Below are 13,656 nucleotides of genomic sequence, written 5' to 3'. Positions count from 1 at the left end.
TTATGGTGCCCCGGCCGGGATTTGAACCCGGGGCGCGGGCTCGAAAGGCCCGCATGTTTGACCGGGCTACACCACCGGGGCTCGATATTAGGGGAGGACGAGCGTTTAAAAACCTTTCGCAGCTCAGTTAATGCCCACCAGAATGCTCCCTATTATTATGAGGCCCACCCCCACCCACCGGAGGGCATGGACGGATTCTCCAAGATAAACCGCGGCTAGGATTACGGTCACTACATAAGCGAGGTTCAGGAGGGGGTACATAAGGCTAGCCGGGAGTTTAGAGAGCGAGAACAACCAAAGGACTGAGGAGATGAGGTACAGCAGGAGTCCAATAAGGGCGTATCTGTTTGTGAGAAACGCTTTGACTGCATCGAAGGAGAGACCGTAAGCACTAACCCCTTTAAGGCCGAGTTTGAAGAATATCGGGCTCACACCAGCAAGAAGCAGGGACAGGGCGAGGCTGATGTAGGTTAATGACCTCATGTTATCACCCGTCATTTTTGCTCAGTCGGATTTATAAACCAAGCGATTTGTGCTATCACTCGGATATTCGACTTCAAAAATCGTAGACCAATTATCTTTGTAAACAACTTTCAGATAAGTTAAAATTCTTGAAACACTAAAGTTGGCAACGCATGCCTTTATTTTGGTGCTTTCCGGATCCGCTGGATCATATCGCACCCATTCTACCTTACACGGAACGCCATGGGATACTAGGTACTCCTTGTAAGAGAATGGGACCCACAGGGGATCTTTGGCGGTCATTCCGTCGATGTAGATGTAGCGAACATGATATGATTTGAGCAATTCAAGACTTTTTGTGGTGTTGTCCCCCAACAGGGCAACCATCATATCCGCACTTCTGCGGTTATAATCAACAAATGGCGATGCATGAGTTCTCCTGAAGAGAACCGTTTTCCGCCCGGAAATCGAGAAGATCATAAAAGACGACTCATAATTGCTCAGAATCACATCATTGGGGGATGTGTTGCTTAGTATCCACTTCTGAAGGTTTTCAAATGGGAACTCCTCGAACCCGTTTTGTGTCCATTTATTCGAGACAAATCCCGACACTGTCAGGGTGGAAAGGAGAAGCAGAATGATGGCGACCACTGCGAAGGAGCGCTCAACCCTGTTAGAAGAAAGAAGGATCCTCTCAAAACCCAGTGAAGACAGCAAAACCGTAAGGGTGAAGTAGTAGAGGTGCATTTTGTACGATATTAATGGGTCTCCCAGAAGTATAAATACAACACCCACAAGGAACAATCCCACAACTGATGAAGCCAGGAGCCTAAATGCAAGAACCTTTCTGCCCTTAATCATCGAGTAAAATCCGAAAAGGACAACGAGAGACAGTACAGCTTTCCATGAGTAGGAGACGAAAAAAGTCAGCATACCCCATGTAAAATCCAGAAGGGTGTAATGGGCCATCACGAGGCTCTGATACGGATTGAGGGTACGTCCATGATATACAAACAATAGAGGACCCCAGTAAAGCATCAGAATGAGAGTTCCAGTCAACAGGGGGGTCAGCCATTGCTCGATGGTTTTTGTGCAGGGTTTTTGGATGAAGTCCCACGCCGCATTGACAAGCAGGATTGCCCCGAGTCCAAAAGTTCCAAGTACATGCGTCAATCCTGAAAGACCCCAAGTAATGCCGACGATAATGCCGTTATGGGTGGAGGGTCGTTTGAGATACCTGGCAAGTGCCCAGAAGGAGAGGGGGAGCATCACCATCTGAAGGAGAACGTGGGGGTGCGGCTCGGGGAAAACTAAGGCAAGTGGAAGCCCTACTGAAAGGAGGGCCACGTTTCTGTTCGTCACCTCCTTGACCAGCAGATAAACTCCAGTCATTGAAAGCAACAGGATTAAGGGTGGCATGATGTGAACCGTTACGGGAATTGTATCACCAAATGGATGCGCGAGAAGGGAAACTATGAGATGGTATGACCAGGGATAAAACGCGTATCCATGAAGGTTCGTTGGATCGTGAAAGAGGAAGGTTCCTCTGTAAATTGCCTCCGCGATGCCGTTGTGAAAGTACAAGTCCCCGCCGTAGGGTGGTCCTGGTATTGACTTTAAGGTAGCCGTGACTGCAACGACGAGTATAAGGGGAAACACCCCGTAGGTGATCTTCCATTCCACGGGAATTACCGCCGCTGATAAGGAGGGGGTTTATTTAACCCTTCCTCCTGAGCCAAACCTTTTTAACCTCCCATCCGAGGCTCAGCCGATGGCCATGAAGACGCTCGCCGATGTGTTCAAGGAGGCGCTTAGAGAGAGGGGTGTGGAGAGCGTTGGTGCCCTTTCAAAGCGCTTTAGGAAGTCCGGAAACGTTCTCCAAGACATGGCTGTGGAGACCTTCTACGGCAAGGGAGCGGTTGTAAGACTTCCTGAGAGGACGTTCTTCGCATGGGATTTGAACGGAAGGCGCGTTGAAGGTTCCCACTACGCCTACGTTCCCTCTTGTATGGTGGAGAAGTTTGAGACGGTCGTCGGGAGGAAGGACCTCCTGGGCGGGTTGCCTAACTGGCCGCGCTTCATAATTGACCTTTACCACTGGGAAAAGCACAGCCAGACAGAGAAGGGAAAGATCTGCCTCCAGACGGTTCAGTGCTACGGCCTCCTCCGCGACTACTTCACCGGGAGCGAGCTCGCAATTACCTGGGCCAACAGTGAGTTCAGGAGAATGTACACTGGCCCGCTCGACAGGATAACCATCTACGACGGCCCGACAGCCGAGTTCTTGAAGGAAGAAGGTATAAGTGAGGTCGTTCTCCTCGACCCCTGGGCCGATGAGGTCTTTAGTGAGAATGACTTCGACGTTGGAGCCTTCATAATCGGCGGAATAGTTGACACTGGCGGCAACAAGAAGAAGACGACGCCAAAAATTGGCGAAGAGCTTGAGAGAGTGGGGATAAAAGTCCGCAGGAGGAAGATTGTCCTTAAAGGCGATGTCATAGGTGTTCCGGACAGGATAAATAGGATTCTCGGGATAATCCTCAAGATGATGGTCGAAGGCAAAAACATGGATGAGGCCGTTTACGAGATGCAGGAACCTCTGCACGCGCGCTGGCGCCTTAGAAAGGAGCTTCCAAAGCACGTGATTCGCTATAAGATTGACGGGAAAACCTACCGTGTGGTTGAGAAAGAACTCTTTGATTACTATTCAAGCTGGCTTAAGATAAGGTGGGAAGATTTTGTAAAGATCCTCCACGAGTTAAACCTCATAGCCCTTGAAAGGAAGAGGATACATCACCTCAACAAGATATCCAGCGCGAGAATAATTCATGAGAAGGTCTACAGAGTCATCCTCCTCAAAAAGGCCGCGATGTTCTGTTACAACTGTTGAGGGATGAACCGCAGGACATTTAAACCCCCCATCAATATTGGGTTGGGGATTGCCATGGGAGTCAGCGCGTTGATACTCTTCCGGAACTACAGCATAGGAACCCAGCAGGTTATGGACGGCTCGCCCGGTGAAGTCATTCCAAGGATCTACTCCAAGTTTAGAAAGGCTCACTGCCCGGAGCAGGCGATTTTGAACATAATACGCGAAAACGGGAACGTTGTCTTTGGAGAGGGGGAGAACAAGATATTCACCGGTTACGACTTCATTTACAAGGTGTGGTACACCGGAAAGACCCTCTTCATTGAGAACGAAGACATACTCGAGGACTACATGATTCAAAACGTCCTGGACAGGCTTAAGGAAGGGTTTGGAGACGTCAACGTCGAGGTTATCAGGGAAACTGACTCGACACTCTTTGAGATACACCTCAAGTGAGGGCATGGAGTTCAGACTTTGCCCCCAGTTTTGGGCTTTTCACTTCTCCCTTTTGGTTAAGTACTTGTCCATGACCTTTATGGCGGTTTCATCCTTCCACTTGCCACCGTAGAGTCTGTTCTCGGCTATGTAACCTGCGAGTTTTATGGCCAGGGTCTGGTTCTCTTGGAAAAGTTCGTACATCTTGAAGTTTAGTGTGGCTTCCTTCTTGGAGAGCTCAAGGAGCTTTCTTCTCAGTTCCTCTTCTTTCATCGTTATCTCCCCCGAGAAGCTCTTTTTCCCGTCTGAGTTCCTCAAGTGCACGCCTTAAAATCTCATTATCGCGCTTCATCTCTTCGTATCTTTCCTTCATGAGTCTCAGCAGGGTCTCCATGTCCTCAATCCTCTTTTCAAGCTCCTCCGCTTTCAAGGTCCCACCCTGAGTAGATTCTCCATGGGGCATAAAAGGTTAATCCACAAAAAGTGGATCAGAAGAAGAGGATCACAGCGTCCTCAACTACCGCCGTCTCTACCTTCTCGCCCTCGCTGAACACTGCCTTTCTTATGATGATGTCTTCCTTGGCCAGTTCAACCCTCTGACCGTCGATCTTGAATTCCACCTTTCCGCTCTCCTTGAGAGTCTTCGCCACTTTTTCCGCGTTTTCCTTGAGATGGGTCGTGATCTTCGGCACGAGCTTACCGTATTTCGGCCCGACCGTTCTGAAGTTTGGCTTGATCTCGATGATACGCTCTTCGAGTTCCGGCTCGCCTCGTATTATCTCCAGCCTCTCGATGTTCATGGTTCCGGCGATGTCCCGCTCTATGGCCTTAATCTTCTCGTAGCTGTCGATTGCATATATTGCCACGTGCTTGAGCTTGGCGTTGAGCGCTAAGCCGTGACCGTTCTTGTAGCGCCTCATAGCGCCAACTATCTCCCTGGCCAGCTCGCCGAGCTTTTCAGCGTTTTCATCTATCTTTTCTTCATTGTACTTCGGCCAGTCGAGGAGGTGAACGCTTTTAACTCCGATCCTCTCGCGGAAGAGGTTCTGATAGAGTTCCTCCGTGATGTGTGGTGTGAGCGGCGCGAGGAGGAGCATGGCGTTGTAAAGCAGCTCGTAGAGGGCAACCTTGGCCCTGAGCTTGCTCTCCTCGTCGTCACCGTAGAGGCGGTACTTGATCATCTCAAGGTAGTCGTCCGCCACCTCGTGCCAGACGAAGTTTATCAGCTCCCTAGTAAGGAGGTTGAAGCGGTATCTCTCCATCTCCTCGGTGGTGAACTTTATGAGCCTGTGCAGCCTCGAGAGAATCCAGCGGTCGAGGGGTTCAAGCTCAGCTGGGGCATTCACCGGGTCAAAGTCCTTAAGGTGTCTCTCGGCGAAGCGGTAAATGTTCCAGACCTTCTGGAGGAAGCGGTAGTTATAGTCAACGGTCTCCCACTTGAACGGGTGGTCCTCCCCGGGCGGCGCTAAAGCGGTCCAGAGCCTGAGCGCGTCGGCTCCGTACTTCGGAATGACCTCATCAGGAGCCACCACGTTGCCGTAGCTCTTGCTCATCTTCCTGCCGTCGGGGCCAGCGACCATACCGTTGATAAGGGCGTCATCCCATGGCCTTTCGCCGGTTAGAACCCACGTCCTGAATATCGTGTAGAACGCCCACGTCCTGATGATGTCGGTTCCCTGTGGCCTGAGTGCCGTCGGGAAGTTGTGCTCGAACCAGCGCTTTCCTCCCTTGTTGCCTCTTATTGCGTCGTACCAGTGGCTTATCATCAGCGCGCTCATGCTCGAGTCGACCCAGCAGTCGAGGACGTCAGTTACCGGCTCCGGATCGCTACCGTCGGAGCACTTCCTTGGGGGTCTGTCAAAGCGCGGGTCAACTGGCAGGTCTTCCTCGTTCGGCAGGATAACCTCCCCGTTCTTGCAGACCCAGAACGGGATAGGTGTTCCAAAGACACGCTGCCTACTTATGACCCAGTCCCAGTCCATTGACTCAGCCCAGTCCTTCAGACGGAGGAACATATCGCTCGGGTACCAATTGATCCGCTCCGCTACTTTCACTATCTCGTCTGTGAAGTCTTTGACCTTGATGAACCACTGCTTCTTCGGCAGGAGTTCAATCGGCGCCATGCAGGAGCTTCTCTCAGTGTGCCTGAGAACGCGGTGTTTTATCCTCTCCCTCTTGTAGAGGAGTCCATGTTCTTCCAGGTCTTTGGCTATTCTCTTCCTTGCCTCCTCTGTCTTGAGACCTGCGTACGGCCCGGCCCTCTCGTTCATGGTTCCGTCTTCGTTGATGGCTATGATAACCGGCAGACTGTAGCGCTTCTGCCAGACCACGTCCTGCTCGTCACCGTAGGTACAGTTGTAGACCGCACCGGTTCCAAAGGTTGGGTCAACGTCGGTATCGGCTATAACCGGAACTTCCCTCCCGAATATCGGGAGCTTCACCTTCTTGCCGACGACGTCTTTATAGCGCTCGTCCTCGGGGTGGACGAATACAGCCACACAGGCGGGCACCAGCTCGGGCCTTGTCGTCGCTATCGGAACATGACCAGAGCCGTCAGCTAGAGGGAGCTTAATGTAGTAGAGGAATCCCTCCTCCTCAACGTAACCGACCTCTGCCTTTGCTAAACTCGTCCTGCAGTGCGGGCACCAGTAGACCGGGTGCTCGTCGCGGTAGAGCATTCCCTTCTTGTAGAACTCAAGAAGGGACTTCTGGACTGCAGCCTTGTACCAGTCGTCCATCGTGTGGTACTCGAGATCCCAGTCGGCGGAGTAACCTATGCGAATGAACTGGTTGCGCATGGCCTCGATGGCCTGCCACGTCCACTCAACACACTTCTGTAGGAACTTCTCTGGCTGGTCCTTGCTTATTCCAAACTCTTTCTCAACCTTTAACTCGGTTGGAAGGCCGTGGTTGTCGAAGCCCTGCGGAAAGAGCACGTTGTAGCCGGTCATTCTCTTATAGCGGGCTATTATATCGATCCAGGTATGGCTTAAAACGTGGCCGAGGTGGAGCGTTCCGCTCGTGAACGGCGGGGGAGTGTCTATCGCGTAGCTCGGCCTCTTTTCATCCAGCTCATATTTGTAAATCCGTTCATCCAGCCAGAACTTCTGCCATTTCGGCTCAATCTCGTTGGGGTCGTAGGTCTTGGGAAGCACGGTCATCACCTTTTTCGGTTTGTTGAAGATGGAATACCCTCAGAAGGGTGGCTTAAAAACTTTAACAGTGATGCCTGGACTAGGATCAATCCAGAAAGAAACCCCCGTAGTTTAGAAGCTAAAGTTAGTGCTACCGTGGACGATAGGCACCACCAGAGTGTATAAAACAGAGAGCGGCTTTAAAAATTTTGGGGTTGCCTGGAACTTTTGTTAAAAAGCCACCACCCGCGCACTTGACAAGCCAGTGTTTAAACCGGGTTAGTTAACTTTTTAAACCTGCCCCGTAAGTAGGAACGGAACTCGTGAGGTCTCCCCGAACGACGGTGGGTTTCCTGCCAGAGGGGGCCGAGGTTCGAAAGATTTAAAAAGCCATCCTACTCAGCCGGAGTAGACCAAAGTTTGGAGGTGTTTGAAAATGGCTAAGGAGAAGCCACACATTAACATTGTCTTTATCGGACACGTCGACCATGGTAAGAGCACCACCGTTGGAAGGCTCCTGTTCGACAGCCAGAACATCCCGGAGAACATCATCCAGAAGTTCGAGCAGATGGGTGAGAAGGGCAAGTCCTTCAAGTTCGCTTGGGTTATGGACAGACTCAAGGAGGAGCGCGAGCGCGGTATCACCATTGACGTTGCCCACACCAAGTTCGAGACCCCGCACAGGTACATCACCATCATCGATGCCCCCGGCCACAGGGACTTCGTCAAGAACATGATCACCGGTGCCAGCCAGGCTGACGCTGCCGTTCTCGTGGTTGCCGCCACCGACGGTATCATGCCGCAGACCAAGGAGCACGCCTTCCTCGCCAAGACCCTTGGTATCAACTACATGATCGTCAGCATCAACAAGATGGACATGGTTAACTACGATGAGAAGAAGTTCAAGGCCGTTGCCGACCAGGTTAAGAAGCTCCTCATGATGCTCGGCTACAAGAACGTCCAGATCATCCCCACCAGCGCTTGGAACGGTGACAACATCGTCCACAAGAGCGACAAGATGCCCTGGTACAACGGCCCGACCCTCTTTGAGGCCCTTGACCAGATCCCGGAGCCGCCGAAGCCGACCGACAAGCCGCTTCGCATCCCAATTCAAGATGTCTACTCCATCAAGGGTGTCGGTACCGTTCCCGTTGGTAGGGTAGAGACCGGTGTCCTCAAGGTTGGTGATGTCGTCCTCTTCGAGCCGGCTTCAACAATCTTCCACAAGGACATAAAGGGTGAGGTCAAGTCCATCGAGATGCACCACGAAGCCATGCCGGAGGCTTACCCCGGTGACAACATCGGATTCAACGTCCGCGGTGTCGGCAAGAACGACATAAAGCGCGGTGACGTTGCCGGCCACCCGGACACCCCGCCGACCGTCGTCAGGCCGAAGGACACCTTCAAGGCCCAGATCATCGTCCTCAACCACCCGACTGCAATAACCATCGGATACACCCCGGTCCTCCACGCACACACCCTCCAGGTTGCCGTCAAGTTCGAGCAGCTCCTGGCTAAGCTCGACCCGAGGACTGGAAACATCGTCGAGGAGAACCCGCAGTTCATCAAGACCGGTGACTCGGCTATCGTCGTCCTCAGGCCAACCAAGCCGATGGTCATCGAGCCGGTCAAGGAGATCCCGCAGATGGGTCGCTTTGCCATCCGTGACATGGGCCAGACCGTTGCTGCAGGTATGGTCATATCAGTCCAGAAGGGTGAGTGAAGCCCCTTCTCTGGTCTTTCCTTTACTCCCTGAATATTAGGAGGGACGGAAATGCAGAAGGCGAGGATTAAACTTGCAAGCACGGACATTAAGGCCCTCAACGAGGTCACCGACCAGATCAAACAGATAGCAGAGAGGACCGGCGTCAGGATGAGCGGTCCCATACCGCTCCCGACGAAGAGGATTAGGATCACCACCAGGAAAAGCCCCGATGGCGAGGGAACCGCAACCTTTGACAAGTTCGAGCTTCGCGTTCACAAGAGGCTCGTTGACATAGAGGCCGACGAAAGGGCTATGCGCCAGATCATGCGCATCCGCGTTCCGGAAGACGTCACCATCGAGATCGAGCTTATCTCCTGATTCCTCTCATTTATGCGCCGGGGTAGCCTAGCTTGGGAAGGCGCTGGCCTGGAGAGCCAGTGGGCGTTTGCCCACCAGGGTTCAAATCCCTGCCCCGGCGCCATTCAGCCCTTTGCCTCGCAAAGCGCTGGCGGAAAATAAAGTGCTTTTCTACAAGTTGCGTTTCGGAAGGGGGTTTTCTGCTCATTCGGCTCTTGGGGAGTGTTTCACTGCCCGAAGCGCCCTTTGGGTGCTGATTAAAGTTGAAACCGTCTGAGGGTTTGATTTAAGAATTAAACCCTGCTTTTAAAGTTGCACTTGGATAGTGCACACTGGTTTTTTGCTCTTAGGTTCGCGATTCTCGTCCAAAATGGTAATCTAAGCCTGTTTCTTATTAAACTTGCCATTTGGGGGGTGGATCCCTTTTGAAGGGGTGAGTTAAGCCCTCAAGAGAGCAGCCTCCAGAGGATCCCTCATCTCTGATATTTTGCTTTGCAAAGCTTCCTGTACCCCCGAACTCATGGAGTGGGGCTTCGTCCCATGCGGTTCTGCCGGTGGTGTTAAAAAGCCCATGATCTTTCATCCTCCGGTGATCCCCCATGAAGATTCACTACGAGTGCTTTGCCTGTGCCGCGAATCAGTGTCAGAAGATAGTGGAGATTGGAACGAACGATCTGAAGCTTAGGAAGAGGGGCGTCATCGAGGCCGCGAAGCTGATGGCGAGGATAAACAATGATTCAATCCCCGCGATTTTTGGGAGCGAGGTATTTCTCGGTGTTTACAGGGCTATCGGCAACGACGACCCGTTCAGGGATTACAAGGAGCTCTCGAACAGGCTTGCGGAGGGAGTTGTTTCCGACATCGAGAAGGAAGCGGAGAAAATCGACCTGAAGACTGCCCTCAAGCTCGCCATAATCGGCAACGTCATCGACTTCGCCGTGGGGTACGCCCCCGAAAAGATTGAGGAGGACGTTAAGACCATGCTCGGCGAGGAGCTCTACGTTGATGAGTCTGGGGAGCTCTTTGAAGAGCTTGGAAGGGCCAGAACCCTCCTCTACCTCACGGACAACTGCGGGGAGATATACTTCGACAGGCTCTTCATAAAGAAGCTGAAGGAGGCCTTCCCGCACCTTGAAATCTACGTTGCGGGAAAGGAAGGGCCGATAATCAACGACGCCACCGTCGAAGACCTGAGGGAGGCGGGTTTTGATGGGTTTACCGAGATCATCTCAGCCGGGACGAGGATAGTCGGTGTTCCGCTTGATAGAGTCTCAGAAGAGTTCAAGGAGGTCTTTGAGAGGGCACAAGTGATAATTGCCAAGGGACAGGGCAACTTTGAGACTCTCAGCGAGGTGAAAGACGGCAGGATTTTCTACCTGCTCAAAGCAAAGTGCAAGCCGATAGCGAGGGAACTCAGGGTGCCACAGGGGAGTATGGTCTGTATGCGGGCTAGGTAGCCTTTTTCTCCCCCTCAGGGAACTTCCAGTTTTTGGTGATCCTCGTCACGTTTCTCACGAGGGATTTCTCCTCAGGGTGCCGCGAGACGAGCTCTTCAAGGAAGGAAATCAGCTCACCGTAGGCCGGCTTGTCTATTGGGAACGGTACTCTGTCTTTGCCCCCGACGGCGTAGGTGAACTTGAAGGGGTCCGGCGGGTGCGTTACAGGGTCCTTCCAGCTTGGGTGAACGTCATAAACCAGCTCCAGAACCAGCGAGAGAGCCCTGAGCGTGCTCGGACCGAGGCCCTTGAGAAGGAGGAACTCCTCGTAGTTATTCACACTCAGCTCGCGGGCGAACTCGAGGGCTTTCTTGTTCAGCTCAATCCTCCCGAGGCTCTCGTAGCGCTTTAGCAGGTCCTTTTCCCAGGGCTCACGGGGCTTGTAATAGACCAGCGGGCGGTAGCCCTTCGCCATTGCCTTCAAACTCTCAAGCTCGCGCTCTATCTTCGCCGGCTTTTCCTGGACAATGTCTAGGAGGGTCTTTTGGTACTCTCTGCCCTCCCTTGATACGGTGTTGAGGGCAAACTCCGCCTTCAGGCCAGCTATCGCCTTGTGGGGGTCGAGGGCGAAGGTCTCAGCGTCAAACCAGTGGAAGCGCCTTGCCATTCTCTCCCTCTTGTTCATCCCCTGCTGTATAACCGCCCAGTTGCCCTCCTCGTCGAGGAAGAAGACGTGATGGTAGAGTTGGTAGCCAGTCTGGAGGGCAACTGTATCGACCTTCGCGACCAGCCGGGAGGTTCTGATGTAGGGTTTAGGGTCTAGCCCGTATAGTTCCACTATCTCCCTCAGCTCCTCCGGTGTTGCCCTGCTCTTCTTACCCTTTCCGCCGGCCGCTTTTACTCCAAATTCCTCCCTCCAGAGAACGTCCTTTATCATTCCTGCGGTTACCGTCGTCGAGCCCGAGGAGTCCCAGTCCATTCCGATGACGTTGTTGAAGGCCTGAAACCACACAGGGTCGGAGAGCCTTTCCAGAAGACCTTTTGTCCCGTACTCATCGACCGCGAGAAGGAGGACTAACCGGGTGAGTTTCCTCATCCTATGTGCGAGCCACGGGGGGACGTGGCCGCCGTGAAGGGGTAACTCAGCAACGTTCCTCATCGGACTTGTTTACACCTTCCGGAGTTTTAACCCTTGTTCCTTAAAATCCTCAGATTTTTTGAGAGATTATCGGAGGATAGCCGGAAGGACATGCCTGTATGAAAGGGAAAGCCTTTTTATCCCTGTCGTTGATTTTAGCCCGCAGTTTAATCTCACGGAGGGTTAAGAATGGGAGTTGAAAAGGTTCCGAAGTATGACATCCCAACGAAGAAGGTTGACTACGTTTTTATCGAGCTTGACAAGATGAAGCCCCACGAGCAGCTCGTTCAGAAGGAGCTCGAGGACTTCATTGAGAGTGTCACTGGCAGTGGAATCTTCTGGAAGCCGATGCTCCTCGCCAAGGTCCCGGGCGAGGATATATACCTTATCGTTGACGGCCACCACCGCTGGGCCGGCCTCCAGAAGCTCGGCGCCAAGCGCGCTCCCTCCGTCATACTCGACTACTTCAGTGACGGCGTCAAGGTCTACACTTGGTACCCTGCCTTTAAAGGCGACCTCAATGAGGTTCTCGAGAGGCTTAACGGAGAAGGCCTCGAAGTCGTTGAGGAACCTAGGGCTGAGGAGAAGGCAGAGAGAGGTGAGATAGCCTTTGCCCTCGTCGGGAAGAAGAGCTTTGCCATTCTTGGAGGTCTAGACGAGCAGAAGAAGGTCAGCAGGGTTCTTGACGAGATGAACCAAGAAGGTAAAATTGAACTCATCTACTACGGCCTCAAAGAGGACGCTAGGGAGGATATGGGGAAAGGTGAGATCGACTACGTCTTCGTCAGGAAGGCACCCACCAAGGAAGAAGTGATGGAGCTCGTCAAGCGCGGTGAGGTCTACTCCCCGAAGACGACCAGACACGTCCTGCCATTCAACCCGGACAAGATAGACGTCAAGCTCGAGGAGCTGTTCTGAGATCTTTATTTCAAACCTTTTTCATATGCATCCGCACCTACATAACCACTTACCAAAAACGACTTTATATCCGGGGATTGATCCTCCGATGGTGGTAGAAGAATGGTATTGAATGTACTCACCCCGCTCCTGCTGCAGGTCTGGGGGGGTGGTGGATCTTCCTCATGCTCACAGCCGGAGGGGAGACACTTTCGGATAGTCCGTTCTCTGGATTCCATCCGGGAGGGGAATGCGCTGGTCATTGGAAGGGCAAGGATAGATGTTCCCAGTGAGTGGAAGCTGATTACCGTTAGTAATGTGTCCGGGGTGATCGGACCCAGGGAGCTCCCAAGGCTTTTGAACGAGATAACCAACAGTTTGAGGGAGAACCCCGACAGGGCGGTAGTTATAGCCTGCCCGGAGTACCTCGCCCTTCACAACGGCTTTGAAGTGCTCATGAAGTTCCTCAACACTGTAAGAGATTACTCCCTAGTTCATAGTGGAAGGGTCTACCTTGTCACGGAGAGAAGCGTGTGGGATGAGAGACAGTACGCCCTGCTGAAACTTCTTGAGGGTTGATAAGTTTTTAAACCCCACTCCCTACCCTCTCAGATGGTCATGCTCCGGGGTTTAATCTTCGACGTTGACGAGACACTTGTTTACTACGAGGGCTACGATCATCGCGGGTGGTATGAGGAGTGGGTAAAGCCTGAGCTGAGGAAGCACGGCATCGAACTCGATTACGAGACCTACAGGAAGACCGTAACTGGTGAACTCCCACGGAGCTACGTGGAGAGGTTTGGGATAGATCACGTCGAGTTCTGGAAGATTGTGGATGTGGTGAATCTGAACTACCGGCGAGAGATGGCGAGGCTTGGCAGAATAAAGGCATTTCCCGATGTGAGCGCCATCGAAGAGCTCCGAAAGCTGGGCCTAAAGCTCGCCGCGGTCAGCAACGCCTCCCGGGAGTGTACAGAGTTCGTTCTTGACATCTCCAATCTGAAGGGCTACTTCGACGCCGTCTATGGGAAAGATTACTCAAACCTCGACGGCGTTAAGCCGAACCCCTACCTCGTGGAGAAGGCCCTTAAAGCGCTGAATCTGAAGCCAGATGAAGCCTGGATGGTTGGGGACAGCATTCACGACGTTCTCGCCGGAGAAAGAGCCGGCTTAAAGACCGTTAACGTGGTTCGCTTTGGGAAGGTAGAGGGGGCGGACTACTA

Annotated in this window: 14 protein-coding genes and 2 tRNA genes; 9 read left to right on the top strand and 7 right to left on the bottom strand. The window is 52.7% G+C overall.

Features of this window, described 5'->3' with window-relative positions; translation table 11 throughout:
* Positions 1-3 precede the first annotated feature (3 nt).
* From MV421_RS00420 to MV421_RS00410, 3 genes are all read right to left on the bottom strand, one after another.
* A tRNA-Glu gene (locus tag MV421_RS00420) sits at positions 4-81 on the bottom strand.
* A gap of 42 nt (positions 82-123) precedes the next feature.
* A complete protein-coding gene (locus MV421_RS00415) occupies positions 124-483 on the bottom strand; it encodes an EamA family transporter (RefSeq protein WP_297420813.1) in 360 nt (119 codons plus the stop codon).
* A 21-nt stretch (positions 484-504) separates the two neighbouring features.
* The gene (locus MV421_RS00410) at positions 505-2,145 is read right to left on the bottom strand and encodes a glycosyltransferase family 39 protein (RefSeq protein WP_297420811.1); all 1,641 of its coding nucleotides are present in this window, start codon (positions 2,143-2,145) and stop codon (positions 505-507) included.
* Between the two features lie 94 nt (positions 2,146-2,239).
* Here MV421_RS00410 and trm10 point away from each other — a divergent pair, with 94 nt between their 5' ends.
* Positions 2,240-3,352, top strand: coding sequence for a tRNA (guanine(9)-/adenine(9)-N1)-methyltransferase (gene trm10 / locus MV421_RS00405; protein ID WP_297420822.1), 1,113 nt, complete (start codon positions 2,240-2,242; stop codon positions 3,350-3,352).
* Positions 3,353-3,406: 54 nt separating this feature from the next.
* Positions 3,407-3,787, top strand: coding sequence for a hypothetical protein (locus tag MV421_RS00400; RefSeq protein ID WP_297420809.1), 381 nt, complete (start codon positions 3,407-3,409; stop codon positions 3,785-3,787).
* Between the two features lie 39 nt (positions 3,788-3,826).
* Here the strand turns inward: MV421_RS00400 and MV421_RS00395 are convergent, their stop codons facing one another.
* From MV421_RS00395 to MV421_RS00385, 3 genes are read right to left on the bottom strand one after another with little or no spacing between them, the layout of a single operon-like run.
* Positions 3,827-4,039 carry a hypothetical protein gene (locus MV421_RS00395; RefSeq protein WP_297420807.1) on the bottom strand — a complete coding sequence of 71 codons (213 nt, stop codon included), beginning with the start codon at positions 4,037-4,039 and terminating at the stop codon, positions 3,827-3,829.
* Positions 4,005-4,196, bottom strand: a complete 192-nt coding sequence (locus tag MV421_RS00390) for a hypothetical protein (protein WP_297420805.1) — start codon at positions 4,194-4,196, stop codon at positions 4,005-4,007. The genes MV421_RS00395 and MV421_RS00390 overlap by 35 nt, the downstream gene beginning before the upstream one ends.
* Positions 4,197-4,254: 58 nt before the next feature.
* Positions 4,255-6,921, bottom strand: a complete 2,667-nt coding sequence (locus MV421_RS00385; protein WP_297503518.1) for a valine--tRNA ligase — start codon at positions 6,919-6,921, stop codon at positions 4,255-4,257.
* Positions 6,922-7,336: 415 nt separating this feature from the next.
* Here MV421_RS00385 and tuf point away from each other — a divergent pair, with 415 nt between their 5' ends.
* The 4 genes from tuf to MV421_RS00365 all read left to right on the top strand — a co-directional run bounded on the left by tuf (position 7,337) and on the right by MV421_RS00365 (position 10,419).
* On the top strand, positions 7,337-8,623 hold the full coding sequence (gene tuf, locus MV421_RS00380) for a translation elongation factor EF-1 subunit alpha (RefSeq protein WP_297420803.1): 1,287 nt from the start codon (positions 7,337-7,339) through the stop codon (positions 8,621-8,623).
* 51 nt (positions 8,624-8,674) lie between these two features.
* Positions 8,675-8,983, top strand: coding sequence for a 30S ribosomal protein S10 (rpsJ, locus tag MV421_RS00375; RefSeq protein ID WP_167912326.1), 309 nt, complete (start codon positions 8,675-8,677; stop codon positions 8,981-8,983).
* A gap of 16 nt (positions 8,984-8,999) precedes the next feature.
* Positions 9,000-9,086 (top strand) — tRNA-Ser (locus MV421_RS00370).
* A 475-nt stretch (positions 9,087-9,561) separates the two neighbouring features.
* On the top strand, positions 9,562-10,419 hold the full coding sequence (locus tag MV421_RS00365; protein ID WP_297420799.1) for a damage-control phosphatase: 858 nt from the start codon (positions 9,562-9,564) through the stop codon (positions 10,417-10,419).
* Here the strand turns inward: MV421_RS00365 and MV421_RS00360 are convergent.
* Entirely contained in the window at positions 10,412-11,557 is a 1,146-nt protein-coding gene (locus MV421_RS00360; protein WP_297503521.1) for a DUF763 domain-containing protein, read from the bottom strand. The two genes, MV421_RS00365 and MV421_RS00360, sit on opposite strands and share 8 nt — an antisense overlap.
* Positions 11,558-11,725: 168 nt before the next feature.
* Here MV421_RS00360 and serK point away from each other — a divergent pair, with 168 nt between their 5' ends.
* The 3 genes from serK to MV421_RS00345 all read left to right on the top strand — a co-directional run.
* Entirely contained in the window at positions 11,726-12,454 is a 729-nt protein-coding gene (gene serK, locus MV421_RS00355; RefSeq protein ID WP_297517659.1) for an L-serine kinase SerK, read from the top strand.
* A 102-nt stretch (positions 12,455-12,556) separates the two neighbouring features.
* Complete coding sequence (locus tag MV421_RS00350) at positions 12,557-13,012, top strand: DUF835 domain-containing protein (protein ID WP_297421024.1); 456 nt, start codon at positions 12,557-12,559, stop codon at positions 13,010-13,012.
* A gap of 39 nt (positions 13,013-13,051) precedes the next feature.
* Positions 13,052-13,656: HAD family hydrolase (locus MV421_RS00345; RefSeq protein ID WP_297517661.1), on the top strand; the 605-nt coding region annotated here is incomplete at its 3' end.

The organism is Thermococcus sp., from assembly GCF_027023865.1.
GTDB lineage: Archaea > Methanobacteriota_B > Thermococci > Thermococcales > Thermococcaceae > Thermococcus.
The sequence above is the reverse complement of the archived record's forward strand: the minus strand, read 5'-3'. Positions and strand labels throughout refer to the sequence as shown.